This is a genomic window from Streptomyces sp. NPDC031426 (assembly GCF_055581585.1).
Window position 1 is genome coordinate 1 of sequence record NZ_JBVIJE010000030.1, and the last position, 17,323, is coordinate 17,323.

Annotated in this window: 22 protein-coding genes and 4 pseudogenes; 11 read left to right on the top strand and 15 right to left on the bottom strand. The window is 68.3% G+C overall.

From position 1 onward, the window contains the following. The 3 genes and pseudogenes from ACZ5NH_RS37570 to ACZ5NH_RS37580 all read left to right on the top strand — a co-directional run. Positions 1-234: pseudogene (locus ACZ5NH_RS37570) on the top strand (PP2C family protein-serine/threonine phosphatase); the annotation flags it as partial. Further along, positions 192-1,017, top strand: a pseudogene (locus tag ACZ5NH_RS37575) (alpha/beta fold hydrolase); the annotation flags it as partial. The pseudogenes ACZ5NH_RS37570 and ACZ5NH_RS37575, both read left to right, overlap by 43 nt. Before the next feature lie 80 nt (positions 1,018-1,097). Then, entirely contained in the window at positions 1,098-1,259 is a 162-nt protein-coding gene (locus ACZ5NH_RS37580) for a hypothetical protein (protein ID WP_468781813.1), read from the top strand. Positions 1,260-1,268: 9 nt separating this feature from the next. On the opposite strand, the gene ACZ5NH_RS37585 is transcribed toward ACZ5NH_RS37580, so the two are convergent. The 4 genes from ACZ5NH_RS37585 to ACZ5NH_RS37600 form a co-directional block, all read right to left on the bottom strand. After that, on the bottom strand, positions 1,269-2,090 hold the full coding sequence (locus ACZ5NH_RS37585; protein ID WP_468781815.1) for a DUF6192 family protein: 822 nt from the start codon (positions 2,088-2,090) through the stop codon (positions 1,269-1,271). Between the two features lie 89 nt (positions 2,091-2,179). Further along, positions 2,180-2,536 carry a hypothetical protein gene (locus tag ACZ5NH_RS37590; RefSeq protein ID WP_468781817.1) on the bottom strand — a complete coding sequence of 119 codons (357 nt, stop codon included), beginning with the start codon at positions 2,534-2,536 and terminating at the stop codon, positions 2,180-2,182. 157 nt (positions 2,537-2,693) lie between these two features. Further along, positions 2,694-3,368: a hypothetical protein gene (locus tag ACZ5NH_RS37595; RefSeq protein ID WP_468781819.1), complete on the bottom strand. Its 675-nt coding sequence runs from the start codon at positions 3,366-3,368 to the stop codon at positions 2,694-2,696. A 420-nt stretch (positions 3,369-3,788) separates the two neighbouring features. Beyond that, complete coding sequence (locus ACZ5NH_RS37600) at positions 3,789-4,166, bottom strand: fic family toxin-antitoxin system, toxin component (RefSeq protein WP_468781821.1); 378 nt, start codon at positions 4,164-4,166, stop codon at positions 3,789-3,791. Here ACZ5NH_RS37600 and ACZ5NH_RS37605 point away from each other — a divergent pair. Both ACZ5NH_RS37605 and ACZ5NH_RS37610 read left to right on the top strand, forming a co-directional pair. Continuing rightward, entirely contained in the window at positions 4,153-4,395 is a 243-nt protein-coding gene (locus ACZ5NH_RS37605) for a hypothetical protein (RefSeq protein ID WP_468781823.1), read from the top strand. The two genes, ACZ5NH_RS37600 and ACZ5NH_RS37605, sit on opposite strands and share 14 nt — an antisense overlap. Before the next feature lie 82 nt (positions 4,396-4,477). Then, positions 4,478-5,224: a hypothetical protein gene (locus ACZ5NH_RS37610; protein WP_468781825.1), complete on the top strand. Its 747-nt coding sequence runs from the start codon at positions 4,478-4,480 to the stop codon at positions 5,222-5,224. 176 nt (positions 5,225-5,400) lie between these two features. On the opposite strand, the gene ACZ5NH_RS37615 is transcribed toward ACZ5NH_RS37610, so the two are convergent. From ACZ5NH_RS37615 to ACZ5NH_RS37625, 3 genes are all read right to left on the bottom strand, one after another. Beyond that, a complete protein-coding gene (locus ACZ5NH_RS37615) occupies positions 5,401-6,036 on the bottom strand; it encodes a diguanylate cyclase (RefSeq protein ID WP_388636603.1) in 636 nt (211 codons plus the stop codon). 126 nt (positions 6,037-6,162) lie between these two features. Further along, positions 6,163-6,489: a plasmid stabilization protein gene (locus tag ACZ5NH_RS37620; RefSeq protein ID WP_468373443.1), complete on the bottom strand. Its 327-nt coding sequence runs from the start codon at positions 6,487-6,489 to the stop codon at positions 6,163-6,165. A 502-nt stretch (positions 6,490-6,991) separates the two neighbouring features. Continuing rightward, on the bottom strand, positions 6,992-7,162 hold the full coding sequence (locus tag ACZ5NH_RS37625) for a DUF5670 family protein (protein ID WP_055705189.1): 171 nt from the start codon (positions 7,160-7,162) through the stop codon (positions 6,992-6,994). A 542-nt stretch (positions 7,163-7,704) separates the two neighbouring features. Here ACZ5NH_RS37625 and ACZ5NH_RS37630 point away from each other — a divergent pair. The 4 genes and pseudogenes from ACZ5NH_RS37630 to ACZ5NH_RS37645 all read left to right on the top strand — a co-directional run bounded on the left by ACZ5NH_RS37630 (position 7,705) and on the right by ACZ5NH_RS37645 (position 9,758). Then, the gene (locus tag ACZ5NH_RS37630) at positions 7,705-7,857 is read left to right on the top strand and encodes a hypothetical protein (protein WP_468781827.1); all 153 of its coding nucleotides are present in this window, start codon (positions 7,705-7,707) and stop codon (positions 7,855-7,857) included. Between the two features lie 177 nt (positions 7,858-8,034). Continuing rightward, positions 8,035-8,403 (top strand): GmrSD restriction endonuclease domain-containing protein, encoded by a 369-nt coding sequence (locus ACZ5NH_RS37635; protein WP_468781829.1) that lies wholly within the window; start codon positions 8,035-8,037, stop codon positions 8,401-8,403. Continuing rightward, on the top strand, positions 8,400-8,684 hold the full coding sequence (locus tag ACZ5NH_RS37640; RefSeq protein ID WP_468781831.1) for a hypothetical protein: 285 nt from the start codon (positions 8,400-8,402) through the stop codon (positions 8,682-8,684). Before ACZ5NH_RS37635 ends, ACZ5NH_RS37640 begins: the two co-directional genes overlap by 4 nt. A 393-nt stretch (positions 8,685-9,077) precedes the next feature. Next, positions 9,078-9,758: pseudogene (locus tag ACZ5NH_RS37645) on the top strand (GAF and ANTAR domain-containing protein). A gap of 574 nt (positions 9,759-10,332) precedes the next feature. Here ACZ5NH_RS37645 and ACZ5NH_RS37650 read toward each other — a convergent pair. The 6 genes and pseudogenes from ACZ5NH_RS37650 to ACZ5NH_RS37675 form a co-directional block, all read right to left on the bottom strand. Further along, the gene (locus tag ACZ5NH_RS37650; RefSeq protein ID WP_468781833.1) at positions 10,333-10,824 is read right to left on the bottom strand and encodes a DUF4265 domain-containing protein; all 492 of its coding nucleotides are present in this window, start codon (positions 10,822-10,824) and stop codon (positions 10,333-10,335) included. Positions 10,825-10,905: 81 nt separating this feature from the next. Next, a complete protein-coding gene (locus ACZ5NH_RS37655) occupies positions 10,906-11,253 on the bottom strand; it encodes a hypothetical protein (protein WP_468781835.1) in 348 nt (115 codons plus the stop codon). An 84-nt stretch (positions 11,254-11,337) separates the two neighbouring features. After that, the gene (locus ACZ5NH_RS37660) at positions 11,338-11,568 is read right to left on the bottom strand and encodes an e9imm peptide (protein WP_468781837.1); all 231 of its coding nucleotides are present in this window, start codon (positions 11,566-11,568) and stop codon (positions 11,338-11,340) included. A gap of 59 nt (positions 11,569-11,627) precedes the next feature. Continuing rightward, a complete protein-coding gene (locus tag ACZ5NH_RS37665) occupies positions 11,628-11,975 on the bottom strand; it encodes a hypothetical protein (protein WP_468781958.1) in 348 nt (115 codons plus the stop codon). Beyond that, positions 11,963-12,244: a Ku protein gene (locus tag ACZ5NH_RS37670; RefSeq protein ID WP_468781946.1), complete on the bottom strand. Its 282-nt coding sequence runs from the start codon at positions 12,242-12,244 to the stop codon at positions 11,963-11,965. The genes ACZ5NH_RS37665 and ACZ5NH_RS37670 overlap by 13 nt, the downstream gene beginning before the upstream one ends. A 58-nt stretch (positions 12,245-12,302) precedes the next feature. Further along, positions 12,303-12,500 (bottom strand): annotated as a pseudogene (locus ACZ5NH_RS37675) (Ku protein); the annotation flags it as partial. A gap of 364 nt (positions 12,501-12,864) precedes the next feature. Between ACZ5NH_RS37675 and ACZ5NH_RS37680 the strand changes: the two are divergent. After that, a complete protein-coding gene (locus ACZ5NH_RS37680; protein ID WP_468781839.1) occupies positions 12,865-13,302 on the top strand; it encodes a cupin domain-containing protein in 438 nt (145 codons plus the stop codon). Positions 13,303-14,335: 1,033 nt separating this feature from the next. Here ACZ5NH_RS37680 and ACZ5NH_RS37685 read toward each other — a convergent pair. Together ACZ5NH_RS37685 and ACZ5NH_RS37690 are read right to left on the bottom strand one after the other, a co-directional pair. Beyond that, positions 14,336-14,785, bottom strand: coding sequence for a VOC family protein (locus tag ACZ5NH_RS37685; RefSeq protein ID WP_468781841.1), 450 nt, complete (start codon positions 14,783-14,785; stop codon positions 14,336-14,338). A 222-nt stretch (positions 14,786-15,007) separates the two neighbouring features. Continuing rightward, entirely contained in the window at positions 15,008-15,826 is an 819-nt protein-coding gene (locus tag ACZ5NH_RS37690) for a YihY/virulence factor BrkB family protein (protein ID WP_468781843.1), read from the bottom strand. 610 nt (positions 15,827-16,436) lie between these two features. Here ACZ5NH_RS37690 and ACZ5NH_RS37695 point away from each other — a divergent pair. After that, a complete protein-coding gene (locus ACZ5NH_RS37695; protein ID WP_468781845.1) occupies positions 16,437-17,291 on the top strand; it encodes a DUF2127 domain-containing protein in 855 nt (284 codons plus the stop codon). Positions 17,292-17,323: the final 32 nt, after the last annotated feature.

The window sequence follows — 17,323 nt, forward strand, 5'->3', positions numbered from 1 at the left end:
GCCCCCCTGACGGTGCCCGGTCTGGAGGTCGCGGTGCGCTACCGGCCGGCGGAGACCGAGCATCTGGTGGGCGGCGACTGGTACGACGCCGTGGTGCTGCCGTCCGGGCTGGTGCTGCTGTGCGTGGGTGACGTGGCAGGCCACGGCATCGAGGCCGCCACCAGCATGGTCGTTCTGCGCAACGCGTTGCGTGGCCTCGCCGTGACGGGTGCCGGGCCGGGGCAGCTGCTGTCCTCGTCGTGCTGCTCGCTGGATTCCCGCAGACCTGGTGGGCATGGCGCAAGGTGGTGCCCGGCCTGGCCGACCGGTTCCACGTCATCGCGATCGACCTGCCGGGGCAGGGCCACTCCGAACGCCCGGACGGCAGCTACGACACGCACACAGTCGCCGCGTACGTCCACGCCGCGGTGCAAGCGCTCGGAGTGTCGACATACTGGCTGGCCGCCCACGACATCGGTGCCTGGGTCGCCTTCTCCCTCGCCCTGAAGTACGAGAGCCGGTTGCATGGCCTCGCACTGCTCGGCCGGCATCCCGGGCATCACCCTCCCCGACACCATCCCGACCGACCCCGAGGTGGCGTGGAAGACTTGGCACTTCGCATTCCATCTCGTGCCCGACCTGCCCGAAACACTGCTCACAGGCCGTGAACGCGAGTACGTCGGCTGGTTCCTGAAGGCCAAGACCCTCGCCTCCGACACCTTCGACGACGCCGAGATCGAGCAGTACGCCGCGGCCATCACCGCTGACGGCGGACTCCGCGCTTCCCTGGCCTACTACCGGGACGCCGCTGAATCGGCGCGGAAGAACCATGAGGCCCTTGAACAGCACCACCTGACGGTGCCGGTTCTCGGGATTTCCAGCAGCCACGGTTCCATCCCCGACATGGCAGCTTCCATCCGGCCGTGGGCCGACAACACCACCGGGATCGTCGTGCCGGACGCAGGCCACTTCATCCCGGACGAACAACCCGACGCCGTCGCTGCCGCTCTGGCCGGCTTCATCGCTGAAAGCGATTGACCCCGGCCACACCCACCCGCCTGCCAGGCGACCGGCTTGTGCTGGCTCACAGCGTTGTTCCGCGGTCCGCGCAGGGCGATGTGAATGCCGGAATCGCGGCGGGCGCCGCGCTCGGGGGGCTGATTCTGCCGCTGTCCGACGTGCGGGACACCTTCCTGGCCGGCGGGCTGCTGACGGCTGGGGCCTGCGCGATGCTGCTCGGCGGGCGGCTGCAGCGTCCTGGACCGGAGTCCACCAAGTAGTAACCGGCGTCACTGCCTGGTTGGCGGCCTCTTTGTCCACTGACTGGTGCGGGGGCTTTTCCGGGTCAGGCGCCGGGTCATCGTGGTGATGAGTGCCCAGTTCAGGTGGGCTTCGGAGTGCTGGGGCAGGCGTTCGTAGTCGCGTGCGTTGCGGCGGGCGTTCATGCACCAGCCGATCGTGCGCTCGACTTTCCAGCGGCGGGGCAGGACGACGAAGCCCTTGACCTCTTTGGGCCGGCAGACGATGCGCAGGGTGAGCCAGAGGCGTTCGCGGGCCCAGTCCACGAGGTCGCCGGCGTAGCCGCGGTCGGCCCGGACCTGGGTGATCTGCGGCTGGGTGAGGCGCAGGCGCCAGAACACGTCGCGGGCGGCGTCGCGGTCCTGGATGTCGGCGGGCGTCACCGTGATCAGCATGGGCGTCCGGGCGACGGCCGGGCGGCGCAGCAGGTCGGTGGTCACCTGCTGGGCGACGGTGTCGTCCCTGGTCAGCTCCGTCACGACCCGGACCCTTTCGGCCGGGGTGACGTGCACGGTCACCGCCGGCCGCTTCAGCAGGTCAGTGGCGACCTGGGCTGCGACCTCGTCGTCCCTGGTCAGGTCGGCCACGGCCTGGACCTTCTCATCCACCGTGACCGGCCGGTCGACCCGCTGGCCGACGACCCGTTTCGCGCCGTCCGGCGTCCACTGCCGGGCTGCCGTGCGCGGGTTGAACGGCGCGTCCTCGATCGCAGCCCACCGTTCGTCGTCGAACAGCTGGTCGTCCACGGCCTTCGCCGACACAGCCGCTGCCAACTCGACAGCCTCGTGCTCGGCCACGTTGTCACTGGTCATCGATGCATCTTCCATGATCGGGAGTTACACCGAACGATTTACGGTCCCGCCTACGTCCACCACCGAGAGCTGAGTCGACGCGTCGTGCCTCAGCTCGCGCGAGGCCCGTCAACAGAGAGCTCGCCGTCGGGTCCCAGGGTGAACCGGGGGAAGCCTCCCATCACGGCCGTGGCGGTGGCCGAGGTGCCGTACGCCTTCAGCGTGAAGCCGTCCGCCTTGCCGTAGTAGCCGACTGCTTCGGCCGCGTCGCTCCAGGAGTTGACCCGCACCCGCACCCACCAGTCATGCACCCGCTGCTCTCGCCACGGCCCCCAGCTGTCCTGCGGCAGCAGCCCTGCGCCTCGGCCCGAGAACAGGTACCAGCCGACAAGTCCGAGCAGGACCACGACGGTCACCGCCATGAGCCGCGGCGCGGTCGGCCGCAGGGGAACGCGGAGGACGGGCACGGGGGTTCCTTCCGTTCGGGTCGAGCTCTGTCGGAGTCGAAGACGGTTCTCCACCGGGCCGCGCTCCGTTCCGCCACCGCTTGCCGGTCAGGCGCACAACCGAGCGACTCTGCCACCTGTCACAGAACGTCACAGACCAGCGGACCTGAACAGCCTCTCAGTGGCCGACCTCCCGGCCGCGGTGCGGTCCGGGCTCCGGCGGGCGGTGCGCCCGCTGGTCGTCCTCGTGCACCGGGCGCGGTTCGTCGGCGTCCCGGTGGGCGTAGCGGTCCGCGCGGGCGCGGGAGGCGTCGGCCGCCTTGGGGAAGGCGTCCTGGAGGTGTCGCAGCCGCTCGGCTGTGAGATCGAGGGCTTCCACGTCCGGGCGGGATTCCCTCGAGGTCCGTAGCGCCGTCAGGTCGATGGCCACCCGGGGGCCGGCCTCCGGCTCCTGGTCGTCGTGCTCGGGGTCCGCGGCCGGTGACGCGAGCAGCTGTTCGGGCATCGCCGCCTGCTGGTGCGTGACGACGTCGTACGCCCGGCCCCGCGCGGCAACGGTGCGCAGCTTCTCACGGAGCACCGCGCCGGCGAGGACGGCCCGCTCGTACTGCAACGGGACCCGGGGTATCCCCCGCTGCCCCGGTTCCAGGTCCGAGGGCCGGGGCGCGGCAGGTGTGCCCGGGTCGGCCGGGGGCTGCCGGTCGGTGTCCGGGGCAGTGGTCGGCGGGCGGCGGGCGGGTTCGAGGTCGGCCAGCAACCAGCGGGCGGTATAGAGGCGATAGGCGGGCAGCAGACCGCGCAGCGTCTTCGGCTCGCTGATGTCCACGCAGTACGTGGCAAGCGCGGCGTCCACGATTCGCTCGTCCAGGCCCGGCTCGCGGTGGCGGCGCGCAGGACGAGAGCGTGGTGACGGCGGGCTTCGGCGAGCAGGAGCCTGCGGTGGAAGCGGCCGCCGTCGTTCATCACGAACACCGTCGCGGCGACATCGACGGCCGCCAGGGCGACATCGACGACAGCGGCGGCCCGGGCCCGGATCGCCGCCGCTGCGGCACGGCGTACTCGAGGAGGAAGTTGATGACATCGGCAGCCACTCCGGAAGTGCGGATCGCGCTCGCCCTCCACCACGCACGCAGCTGCGCAAGCGGCCGGACCTACTGCTTCCGCGGGCGCGTCATCTTCGCCGCGATTCGGTTCAGCCTGGCGCAGGCCCGCTCGGAGACCACGGGTGCGAAACTTCGGCGCGGAGGCACTCTCGTCCCGGCCCGCAGTCTCGTCAGGTGGTGGTGGGCCAGGTCCGCAGCAGAGCGGCGATCTTCCCGGCCGTGCAGGCGGGGTCGAGGAACAGATCCTTCAGGGCAACCGCATCCTCGCGGGCAGGCTTGACGGGGATCCCGGCCGCTTCGAGGTACATCACGCCGCAGGCAGCGGCGACGGCGAGGTTGGAGCGCTCCAGCCAGCGGCACCGGCCCAGGGTGTGCACCAAGGCGGCGGCCTTGGCGTAGGGGTCGACGTAGACGGGCTGCTCGAACAGCTCTGCCTGGTGGCGGGCAACGGCCGACACGGGAACGCCATAGTCGTCACGGGCCGGATCGTTCACCCCGGCGGCCTCAGCGACCTGCAGAATCCAGGGAACGTCGATGTGCAGATCCATCAGGCCGCACGGGCCCCCGCGGCGCCTGCTGCGCTTCCTCGGCCTCGTCGAAGACAGCCTGGTGTTCGGCCAGGAACCGGGCGGCCGCGTCCACCGCGCGGGCACGCAGTCCGCTGGCGTCGTCCTGAACCAGCCTGGCGAGGTATTCCCCGATACTCAGCCCCAGGTCAGCGGCACGCTTCCTCGCGAGCTCTGTCCAGCCGGGCTGAACATCGGTTTACAGCAATGATCCGCGCTCTAAACATGATCGGTAGCGGATCGAAACATGACGGCATGGACATGCCCGTTCGGGCCTCATAGGCTCTCGATCCATGTTTGCCGCTGTCGACACGCGTTCGGATGCGTACCAGGCGGGACAAGTCCTTGCCCCGTTTATCCTGGCTGCCATCGCCCTTGTCATCCTCTGGACGGCGACCCGCAAGTGGCGTCAGCCCAAACCGGTCACGATCCCCGAGGACCTGGAGGCCACCGCCAAGCTCGCGCGGGAGCGAACCCGTCGAGTCGTCATCGGCACTGTGGTCATCGTCGTGGCGGCCACCGTGATGGCTGCACCCTACATGCACCGGTCCGACGACTTCGGCAGCGCCGCATCCAAGGGACCCACGAATCTCACCGTCTCCCCGCCGGCCACCCTCAGCGGCTACAGGCTGATGACCGGCGCGCAAGCGGACCGGCTCAACGCCCAGATGGCCGGGAAGCTGCCCAAACACTACGCCGTCGTCTTCTACACCACCGCAAGCAAGCCCACTCAGCCCGTGTTGGAGGTCTTCAGCGACACCAGCACCACCGACCCACAACTCGCGCAGGAACTCGCCCAGCGCTCGGCTGCCTACGAGAACACCGATCTCATGGCCGGAGCACACATCACCGACGCCAAGGATTTCAGTCCTGGCTCGGCCGGCGGAAAGATGCAGTGCGGCAAGAACAACGTCGAACTGCTCTGTGGCTGGGCCGACTCCGGGACCATCGGCGGACTCCTGAGCAACGTGACCAGTGGCCTCAACCTCCAGCAGATCGCTTCCCTAACCCAGGAATTCCGGGCCGCCGCCGAACACTGAGAGGCAGAACAGTCATCGCGCCGAGTGAAGTTTCCGGCGCGCGGTAGAGGCAGGCACTGACAATGGGTCAGGCACCGTGCGAGACAGGGACGGCAGCATCGAAGCAGCAGAGCGTCGCACAAGCCCAAGTCGCCGACTTGACGGGGAGGTTGCTTCAGTCATCGGCGTCAACGGTCCTATCGTCGCGGACGAGCCCGTACGCAGCGGATCATCTCTTCCGCGTACGGCAGGACGACGCAGAGGCCGACTCCGGCGGCGATGGCGCCGAGGTAGCCGGCGGACAGCGGGCGCTCCTTGGGAAGAAGCTTCCAGTCGTCGGCGCGGCGGCCGCCCTTGAGGGCTTTGCGGACCTGGTCCCAGTGCAGGCAGGTGGTGAAGGCTGCGGCCGTCAGCGGCAAGACTTCGAGGAAGCTATGGATGTGCTGCTCGACGGGCGTGACTTCACGCTTGTCGGTGGCCAGCGACACGTCCCACAGCGCTGTGGCCCCATGCGCGAGAGCGGCGCCGCCCATGAGCGACAGCACCAGCGGATTCACCTTGGCGGTCAGGCCCGCGACCACTGGCAGGCCTGCCTCGGTCATCATCAGGGCGTGAACCGCTGATTCGCGCACACCGCTCGTGTGCTCGATATCGGACCGGCGGTGCATCACCCAGTCGGCGACAGCCGGCACGAACCACAGGGGCATGACGCCGTACAGCAGGAACCTGCGGTTGGCGTTCTCGACGTCGTCGGCGCCCCGCGGGATGCGCAGGGTGGGACCGGAGCGCCAGCGTTGCCAGCGAGTGAACGCGGAACGGCGAGCAATACGCATGGATGCCTTTCGTCGGTGACGCGTGCGGTGCAGGTTCCCCGCTCGTCTGCCCTTCGCGGACGTCGGACTGCTGGGACGAGCTCCGGTGAAGGCTCCGCCCCTCGGGGCGCCCGCGGCAGCCGAGAGTCAACGCCCGACTGCCTTACGCAGCTGGTCCTTGTTCATCGAGGAGCGGCCCTCGATGTTCTTCTTCTTGGCCTCTTCGTAGAGCTGGTCCCTGGTGGGACCCTGCGCACCGCTGCCGGAGCGCTCGCCACCACGCTGCGACGCGGACTTCTTGTCGCCGGTGGAGGTCTTGCTCGCCGTCTTCGACTCCCCCGACCTCGCACGCTCCTTGTTGACCGTCCGTGCGGCGATTTCCTTCGCCCGCCCCGCAGAAGCACCGCGCTTCTGCGCGCCCTCCTTGATGTGCTCGTACTGACGCTCACGCTTGGAACTGGATCCTGCCGGCATGACAACTCCCACAGCTAGGATGGACGGTCCGCTCTCCGAAAAAACGAGTTCCCGCCCCTGTGCAACCCACACGGCAGGAAACACACCCTCCACTGCACCTGAAGGCTGGACGGGCCGCGACAGCACAAGGCCGATCGAGCGGTGGCGGCGTCGCAGAGCCATCCGCAACCGGGTCACCGACGTGCCCCGGCTGGGCAGCAATGAGGACCGCGCGGAGGCATACCGGGAAGGTCACCTGTGCCGGGGCCGAGCGGCCTGGCCACCCGACCGAACCAGACGCAAGCGCGATACGCGCCGACCCCGCAGACAGGAGGAGCAGGGTTCCACTGCTGAGTCCACGGGGCCGGTGCATGACTCACGTACCCTGCGGTGCGTCCGATAAGCCCGATCCCTCCCAACCGCCGCAAAGAAGCGTCTTTTACACGCCAGTGGGCCCGGCCGTAGCGGCCGGGCCCACTCATTGCTCGCGCGTGGCACGCTCCTCGCGCCGGGCGCCTTTCGCCTACCAGCGATACCAGCGGCCCCTACGGCCGCCGCTGTCCGCAGACCGGACGACGAAACCGAGCAGCCACACGATGAGCACAATCACCGCGATCCACCACAGTGCCTTCAGCGCGAAGCCCGCACCGAAGAGGATCAGAGCCAACAGAAGAACGAGAAGCAGGGGAACCATCGTTATCAACCTCCTGGCCAACGAATGCCCTTACTCCAGCCCTACAAGCATACAAAATATGAGTTACTTCCAAGGAATGAGGGGTATATGCGCGCCGCACGCCGTGGACGGTTCCCCCTAAAGCGATGTCGTGGCTTGGATTTGCCGGGACCGTTACGGGGTAGCGCGTACAGCCGACACCCGAGACCGGCAACCGAGGGAACTCAGTCGCACGACCGCCATCGAAAAGGCCGAGCTCAGGCCGAACAGCGCGCCCCCGGCAACGAGGAGCTGAACAGGCGCCCACACAGGCAAGACCGTGGGCGACGCGCATGAGGCCAGTGCGTCGCTGTGAACCAATCACGTTCCCGGAAGTGAGTGACGCCATTGCTCCCCGCGGGTGAGCAGTCGCCTCAAGCGGTGGCGGGGCCGTTGGTGGTTCGTTTCTCCGGTGAACCCCCACCCGCCATCCGAGTGATACCGCTGACGATACGCCCGCACCGGCGCGTTAGGGCCGCTACCTGTCTTGATCAGCTTCATTGCCGATCGAGAGAGATGAGCGCATGCATCCGTTCCACGCGAAGCTTGCTCTGGTGACCGCGGCGGTCACCGCGCTGCTCGCCCCTGTCAGCTCCACTCCCGCGGCTGCGGCCGCAGCCGCAGTGCCCGCCACCAACGTGGCCGGTGCCCCGAGCCTGCGCCCGGATCTCCCCTAGCCGCCGCCGGCCGAGGTCGCCCGCAAGGAACTCGGTGAACTCACCGTCGCCGCTCCGCATCCGATGACCGGCTACTCGCGCTCGAAGTTCCCCCCACTGGGTCGCCCAGTACGGCCCCTGTGATACCCGCGAGGTCATCCTGCAACGAGACGGCCAAGACGTCGTCCAGGACGACCAGTGCCACGCCGTCTCCGGGACTGGTACAGCGCCTACGACGGGAAGGTTTCCACAAGGCCGTCCACCGAGGCCGACATCGACCACGTCGTCCCCCTCGCCAACGGCTGGCGCTCCGGAGCCGATGAGTGGACCACCGCCAAGCGTCGCCAGTTCGCCAACGCCCCCACCAACCCGCAGCTGGTCGCAGTGTCCGCGAGCTCGAACCGGCAAAAGGGCGACCAGTCCCCGGACCAGTGGGCACCGCCGCTGCACTCGTATTGGTGCACCTACGGCCGTGCCTGGACCCACGTGAAGTACGTCTATGCCCTCAACATCACCGAGCCGGAGAAGAACAAGCTGAACGAAATGCTGGACACCTGCCCCGCATGAACACCAACCCGGACACCGACCTCTACACCAGTACGGTCACCGCCGGCCCGGGCGGGACGATGACCGACGAAGTCGGCGTCGTCACCGGTGACCTCGCCCTCCGCACCGCCCTCACCGAGGACGGGCGCAGCGCCCGCGTCGCCGTCCAGTACGCCGGCGCCGACGAGTGGTACGTACACCCTCACCGGCAGCCCCGCCCCCATTCCGAAGGAGGTCTCGCGGCGTACCACCGTGACCTCCTCGGGCGCATCCGGCGCGGCCAGGGCGCCACTGCCACCTGACTCGCCGCATCGACAGTTCACGCCTGAAGGCAGGCCGGAGCTGTTTCCGAGTTCTGCCCGGATCGGCCGTGGGTAACTCGGACCTGTCCCGTCAGCTGTGCTGCCCATGGCCCCTCCACGCTCACACCCCTGCCCGACGCACTCGCCGCAGAGGTACTGGCCAGGCACCCAAACGGCCTTCGGCCCAGATGGACGGCGAATGCTGTGGCCGCTGCCGCCCCGGTGATCGCCACCCTGAGGGTGAGCGTGCTGGTCGTTCAGGACAGCAGGGTGACCATCATCCGACGGGCCGTTGATCCGGGGATGTGGCCAGAGGATGACTTGAGGCGTTCTTGGTCCGCGGCCACGGGAAAAGCGGGTAAATGCTCTGCCAAGGGCTCGACGGGAGACGACATGAACTGGCGTGTGTTCGCACAGCAGATGGCGACCATGGCGCGCGACCTGCTGGCGCAGGATCCGGTCGATGCCACGCTGCGGCGGATCACCGAGTCGGCCACCGAGCTGGTCGAGGGCTGCGACGCCGCCGGTGTACTGATTCTGCGCGGCAACCCCGTGGAGACTCTCGCCCTCACGGACCAGATGGTCGTCGAGCGACTTGCTGCAAGGGCGACTGCAGCAAGGCCCGTGTCTCGACGCGGCCCGCACTCATCTGCGAGAGCGGATCTTCCGCATCACCGACTTCACCACCGAGCATCAGCGCTGGCCCTCCTACGCCCCGGCCCGGGAACTGGGACTGGGCAGCATGATGGGCTTCCTGCTTTCACCGGGGACGAGGACCTCGGCGCGCTGAACGTGTACTCCCCCCAGGGGCGTTCACCGAGGTCAGTGAGATGGCCGGCTGGCTGCTCGCCTCCCATGCCGCGGTGGCCTTCTCCAGCGCACGCACCCACGCCCAGCTGGAGCAGACCGTCGCCACCCGGCATGTCATCGGGGAAGCCATGGGCATCCTCATGGGCCAGTCACCACCTGACCGAGGACCGGGCCTTCGACGTGCCGCGCCGCTACTCCCAGGAAAGCAACGTCAGGCTCCGCGAGGTGGCCCGCCAGGCGTGTGAGAAGGGCAGCCTGTCCTGAGGCGTGGCGGTGCCACTCCCCCGGCACGGTTACTGCACCGGGGGTGCCTGAGCCCGGCCGGCCCCAGGGGAGCGTCGCCGACCCGGCCTGCGCACCACGGTCGGCGATCGCCTGCCGGATGCAGCGCAGGACGCGTTCCTGGGTGTGGGTGAGGTGCTCTACACGGCGCAAACTCAGTGCGAGGCCGGTCTCGAAGGGATCCTCGGGCAGTGGCAGCAGGAGCGGGGCTTCACGGGCGAAGTCCTGACCGATGGTGCGGATCCGCATCCCGATCCTCCGGTTCTCCTCGGCCTCCTCGAAGCCTGCGAAGGCGTCGTTGAGCTCATCGAGGGAGTCGACGCGCGGGACCGGCGTCAGGTAGTTCCGGCGCCAGTAGCCCACCTGGCCCTCGGCCCCTCCCTTCTCAGGGGCTCCGCGAAGTCCCGGCTCACAGTAGAAAGGGGTGATCGAGAACCTCCGCCAGTTCAGGAAATCTGAGGCCTCTGGGCTGCGAACTGAGGGATGCGGAGGCCGTTTCGTGGTGTCAGAGCGGCCAGTTCTTGGAACTGTGGGCGGTTGTCACGTGCTGATTCGATCAGACTGGGGCGGAGAAAGGCATGGCGTCAGCCCACTCCCAGAACGCGTCGGCCTCTGCGACCTCGCGTTCCATCACCTCGAACAGCGGCGAAGGGGTTGTCTGAGGCGGAACGTCGATGGCGACGTGACGGTCCCCGCTCCATTCGCTCAGCAGGCCAGCCGCGTCGATTTCGTGCTTGATGCGAGTGGTCGCCTCGATCAGCCGTGTCGGGTCCGGGCTGGGCATGAGAAGCATCCGCAGGACGCGGTGCCGGGAGAACCCCACCACCTCGCTGACCTCGTCATCCGCTGAGAGAAGTACGCGGTCTCCCAGGGCCAGTCCATAGACGCAGAAGGGGATGCAGGCAAGGGAGAACGTGCCGTCGTTGAGGGGCTTGAGCCAGAGCTGCTCCATCTGCCCGTCCTGCCCAAAAGGGGCGAGGTCGGCCCGGGCGATGTAGTTGCTCTGAGCACGTCCGACAGGATCGTCGTGAACGATGAACTCCGTCATCTGCTTCCCCTTGCTCGATTGTGCTGCGCGGCCATGATGCCGTGGCGGTCCATCGAGAAGTGCGGCAGGGGGGCGTCCCGTTCAGCGGGTGCGTGAATCCTGTTCGGCAGCGGAGAGGGCGACTGCGGTCGTGTAGCGGAGGCTGGTCTTGGCACCGAGTGAGAAGACGTGCGCGAGGTGGAGGGGATCAGCGCCGCTGGAGAGAGCCTCCTCCAGGATGCGGTCCTGCCGCAACCGGTCGAGACCCACGGGCAGCGGCCTGACCAGCTTGTCCAGCCGGAAAGTGCCGACTGCCGTCGTGGTGGTGGCCGTGTTCCGGCTGATCAGCAGGTGCGGATTGGTGCTGTTCGGCCAGCGGCTGCGTCGGCAGGCGAGGTAATCGGTGATTGCCTCGGCGGTGTACTCGTCCCCCTGTCGGTTGACATCCATAGGGGCATCAAACGCGGCTACGTCTTCCTCGGCACTACAACCAGCACGGCTCTGCTTATCTGGCTTCGGAGTTGAGCACCGACCTCACAAAGCGATCGGCCGATACGCCAGGGCCTGATCGACTACTTCATCAGCAGAAAGCTCCCGCTCCGACGGCCAGAAGATCAAGCCGCTGACATGACCGGACGGGCATGCCAGCGCTCTGTCGAGCCGATCCAGCCAGCCGTCCACCTCGTCGTCTGAGGCGTAGTCCGCTTGCATGATCCGCTGCACGAGCGCGACCGCCTCCGCGCGACTCATCTCCACAGCACTCATCGAGTCCCTCCACCGGGTCACCCTAGTGGGACGCGTGATCGCCCGGACAGCTCCTAGCGTCAGCGCGGTGAGGCGCTGCGCTGGCGGCGGCCCGTCGCCTTCTTGGCGGACGTCTTCTTCGCCGCGGTCTTCTTGGCCGGCTGCTCCTTCGCGGCCGCCATCTTCTTCGGCTTGGGCAATTCGTGCACCTGCACCGGGCCCGCGCCAGCGGTGCGGGAGGCCTTGGCCTTCTGCACCGACTCGTTCAGCGCGGCCATCAGATCCAGGACCTGGGCCGGCTGCTCCGGCTCGGGCGCTTCGGGAAGCGCCTTCTCCTTGCGCCTGGCCTCGACGATCTGAGCGATCGCCCCGACGTACCGGTCAGTGAACTCCTCACCCGCGAGCGCGTCGAGGGTCATGGTGTCCATGAGGACGAGAGTGCGTCTTCGATCTCGTTCTCTGACACCTCGGTCGGTGACGGGAGCAGCTCGGTGGGCTCGCGGATCTCGTCGGGCCACAGCAACTCCTGCAGGACCAGGGCCTCGCCACGGACCCGGAGCATGCCCAGCCGCTCGCGGCCGCTCCACGCGTACTTCGCGATGGCCACCCTGCTGGAGCGGCGCAGCGCTTCGACCAGGAGCTTGCACAGCTGCGCGGCGACCTGTCCGCCGGTGGCGAGGTAGTACCCGGCGCCCATGCGGATGGTCGATGTCCTCCAGCGGGACGAAGGCGTCGATCTCGATCGCCTTCGCCGTCGGCAGCGGGAGGTTGCCCCGTTCCTCGTCCGTGATCGGGATGACCCGGTCACGGGTCAGCTCGCAGCCCTTGCCGATCTCGGACTGGTCGACCTCACGGCCCCCCAGGTCGCACACCTTGCGGTAGCGGACACACCCCATGTCCTCCAGGTGGTACTGATGAAATCGGATGCTGTGATCTTCGGTCGCGCTCTGCACGTTGATCGGTGCGGGGCATCAGTAGGCCACCGTGATGGCCCCGAGCACCACCAGACTGCGAACGGCCCCGGCGTCCCGCATGCGCGCTGCCGGCCCGCGCCGCACTCTGAAAAGGTGACCGAGACACCACAGGTCGTCGTCTACCCACCGGCCGAGGACGTCGGCAGGCGGGTCCGCGTCGGCAGCCACTTCATGGGCATGGCGTACACGCTGCTCGACATCGTCGAGTGCCTACGCCGGGCCGGATCGGAAGACGTGGAGCCGGGCTCGGGCACGGCTGCCTGCTGGTGCTCCGCGCGGGGCCGTACAGAGGGTGGCCGACGCGAGATCGTCCATTCCGGGCGGGCTTACGGAGGTGTGGTACATGTCCACGAAGAACCCAGAGCACGGGAGCGCCCACGAGATCTCCTTGCCGCCCGAAGTCAAGTTGCTGCAGGAAGTCACTCCGCCCTTCTTTCCCGAAGGCGGTTCGGGAATGACCATCCTCGTCGAGTGGCCTCCCGGCCACCCCGGGCTCCCTCCGCATCGCCACTCGGGCCCGTCGTTCGGCTACGTGATGGAGGGCGCGCTCCGGTTCGAACTCGAGGGTGAGCCGGAGCGTGTGGTCGAAGCCGGTGGGACATTCTGGGAACCAGGCGGTGACGTGATCCACTACCAGGACGGCAACGCCCTGTCGGACGCACCGACCAAGTTCGTGGTGACCATGCTGTGCGCGCCAGGTCAGCCGATGCTCACCCCGGTCGACGAGGAGGAGCTGAAGGAACGGGCGCACCTGCGCGCCCCGCGTCCCTCCGAAGGCTGACCCACGGAACACCGATCCAGGCCCAGAGGCTGCGGAGGCGCTCCTCGCCGGACGGCGAGGCTGTTGCCGTCACCTCCACATCGGCGGCCGCCGCTGGCTGGACGGTCAGGGAGCCGGTGCTGCCGCCTCCGTTGGCGATCAGGAGGCATTGCCCCGTGGTGAGCCCCAGCGCCTCCAGGACCTGCGGTGCGGTGAGGCCGTTGACGGGAGCGCGGCCGCCGCGACGGATTCCAGTTCGTTGGGCGGCCATGCCGCTGCACTTCGCTCAGGCCGGCGCGTACGGCGTCACGCTCGTCGGGCCTGGCCCTCACGAGGTCGGCGACCATCACCTGTCTGCCGGTGACGTGGGTGTTGATGTAGCCGAACAGCCTCTTCGCCTTGAAGGTCAACCGGGTATCGCGGAACACCGCGCGGGCGCCTCGTTCACCGTGACCGGCGCGCCCGGCGTGATGGCCGCCCCAGCCCGGGCCGACGCTCCGAAGTCGCCGTACGGCGCGAGTGTCCCTAAGGGCGGTCTGTCCTCCGCCGTCGGGCCGTTCCCCGCCGCCTACCTGACGGGGGTCGGAAAGATGAGCCGCTACCTCGCGCCCGGTAACAGCTGTCGCCGGTCTCCCCGCCCCATACCAGGCGGTCACCGTCCGGCAGGTCCTCGCTGCCGAGGAGGCAGCGGTCGCCGAGTCCGTCCCAGCCGACGGCACAAAGGTGCGGGTCCTCGCGCAGGTGGAAGCCCGGGACGAAGCCGGGCGCTGGCCGCTGGGGTACGAGCTCACGCTCAGGGCCCGCTCGGCCCGGTGGGAAATCGCCGCGCAGGAGTCCCAGACCGGTAAGGACGGGAATGCCCGAAGAACCTGGTACACAACGTGATGCCCACCGGGCAGCTCAACGCCCTCGGCAACAACTGGACCACGGTCAAACAGTGAGCCACCAAAGGCCTGCAGGCCGGTCTGATCTGCGTCGTCGCCGTCATGATCCAGGGGACGACCCGCCGCTTCGTGCAGCACCCGTCCGCTGACGTTGCCGTCAACTACTGCCGTCAGGCGGCCCAAACCACGCCGAGAGGGCCCTTCACGAAGGAGCCTCTCGATCCACTTTCAGCGCGTTCCCGGCATATGGCCGAACCAAGATGGATCGTCCATCTCGCTCGCCGATTCCGAGCACCATAGTTCCGTCCGGCCCGCACGTCGGGCTCGGGAGACGGTCCCGGTGCCGTGACCTCGCCCGCTCCGTCGGCCAGCAGGGCCGTGTGGACCGGGTCGAGGTCGGGGGTGGTGTCCGCGAAGTGCCCGTAGCCCTCGGTGGCCGCCGCGGTCAGCGGATCCGGCGCACCTAGGCCGGGGGTGGAGCCGGGGCTGACGAGGAGTTCGACACGCCGGCCGTCCGGATGCTCCAGGACCACACCGCTGGGGCCGGGTCCTTCGAGGTGGAGGTCGAAGACGCTCCGCAGCCCGAAGGCGTCCTTGTACCAGGCCGTCCGGGCGGCCAAATCGCTTACAGGCCAGCGGCACGCTGCGCAAGGACGCCGTCTCCCGCGGCGGTCACGAGCTGCGTGAGTTTTCGGGCGTCTCCGCAGTGCAGGGCGTCGGCGCTGTTGCCGTCTTGTCAAGACATCGGCCAGTAGGGCCGATCGGGCCCCGCCACACCGACTCCGCTCTTGCTCGCCCCGCACCAGCCTCACGCGCGCCTCACGCCCGGTCGGCACCGGCCATCAGGGTTGTCCATGTCCGCGCGCATCAGTGCTGGCGGCCTGCCGCGCGAGCTCGACGTTGAACTGGGCACCTGCCAGGAGTGCCAGGTTGGACAGCCACAGCCAGATGAGGAAAACCACGACCCCGGCCAGGGAGCCGTACAGGCGGTGGTAGGTGCTCACATGAGAGGCATAGACGGTGAAACCGAGGGAGGTCGACAGCAGGAGCACGATCGCCAGACCCCCACCCGGCGCCATCTTTCGCAGCGGACGCGACGACGCGGGACCGGAACGGTAGAGCACCAGGACCAGGGCGATGGCCACCACTGCCAGAACGGGCCAGCGCAAGGTGTCCCACGCGGCCCGGGGAAGGCTGCCCATCTCCAGCGCTCGGCCCAGGCGTCGTACCAGACTGCTGCTCAGCAGCAGAGCGAGCGTCGTGGTCAGAAGAAGGACGATCAGCACGATGGCCGTGCCGATGATGCGTGGGGCCGTCCGCCACACCGGCCGGTGCGAGCTGACGTGGTACATGGCGTGCAGGGCCCGGCGAAAGACACTCAGATAGCTGGAGCCCGACCACAGGGCCCCGACCGCGCCGAAGAAGACCAGCAGCCAGGCTGCCGAGGACTGGCCGGCCATCTGCTCCAGAGCGCTGCGCAGCAAGTCGCGGGATGCGGCAGGCGCCACGCGGGTGAGCCGGTCGATCACTTCCGGTTTCGCCGTGGGCATGGTGAGCCCCAGCACCGAGAGAAGCACCAGCAGCACGGGGAACAGGGCCAGGACCGCGTAGTAGGTCAAAGCGGCGGCCCAGTCCGTTACGTCGTCGTTCCAGATCGCCACGGGTGTCCGGCGCAGCGCAGCCCACCACCGGCCGATCCGGCCACCGGTCTCGCGCATGGCACGGATGCTCTTGCTACCCACTGTCCACGCCCCCCTCCACCAGCGGCCGACCCCGACCGCCCTCTCGTCGCATCCCGGCATCCACCACCGGATGCGGTGCGTTGATGGCCGGCGTCAGCAGAGCGGAGGCCGGATGTCCGGCTGCCCGCCGCCTGCCTTCGTCCGGATGCCGCTCGGAGGACTCGATCCTCGTCGAGGATGTCCCGGACGGCGTCCTCGGTCCCTTCTCCGGTCGGTGCGACGCCCCCTTCGATCTGGTCAGGCCCGTCCTCCGCTTCAAGACGCTCGTTGCCGACTGCCTTTCCGACCCTCTCTTTCGTCTTGCCCTTGATCTTGTCGCCCGTGTCGGCGGCCCTGTCCGACATCCTTATGGGCCCGTCCTTGCAGATCCGTGATTGACGCGCGCACAGCCCGTTTACCCGCCCTGCATGGAGTGATGTGCCGCACCCACCCGGGGCTGAGCGGTTGGCCGTGCCGCCGACAAAAATGGCAAGGTGAGACACGGCCACGGGTGCTACGCAGACGCCCCTGGCGGCAAGACGATACGACCATGACCGAAGACATCGGTATGTATCCGCCCCCGGGCATCGGCTCCAAGCGACACCAGTTGTTCTGGTACGAGATTCTTGGGTGCGCGCGGCGCGGCCACCGCCTGGAGGGCACGAACGCGGCCCAGGTGCGTCCCGAGGACGGAGTCCTGGTCAAGGACTTCGGGGACGGACTTCGCTGGCACCGGTGTCTGCGCTGTGATGCCTGGCTACCGGTACGGCCGACAGATCACCCGGACCGGGAGTTTCCACCCGAGCGCGCCGAGGTGGAGATTCCGCTGCGTGGCAGGCCCCTGCGTGACCGTTACGTGCTGCGGCTGATCGCGCTCGACCGTGTCGTTCATTTTCTGGTACTCGGCGTGCTATCGATCGCCGTACTGGGCTTCGCACACGAACGCGGACGGCTCAGCGGGGCCTTCTACCGGACGATGGACGTGCTGCAAAACGGCGTCGGCGGGCCCACCGGAAGGTCCGGGCGAGGACTGCTGGGCGAGCTCGACAAGGCTTTCACCGCTCGGTCATCGACCTTGTGGGCAGTCGGGCTCGTCCTCGGCGCCTACGCGGTACTCGAAGGCATCGAGGCAATTGGGCTGTGGCTGACCAAGCGCTGGGCGGAATACCTGACATTCGTGGCCACGACGGTACTGCTCGTTCCCGAGATCTATGAGCTGGCCGAAGGACGCATCACGCCGGCCAAGATTCTCACCCTGGCCATCAACGTGGCGATCAGCGTCTATCTCCTCATCGCCAAACGCCTGTTCGGCCTGCGTGGTGGTGGAAAAGCCGAAGCGGCGGAAAGGGCCCGCGACACCAGTTGGGAAGCCCTGGAGCGGGTTCTGCCGGGACCGTCGCGGTGACCGCACGCCGCTTCCTGGCCCGACCGGGTACG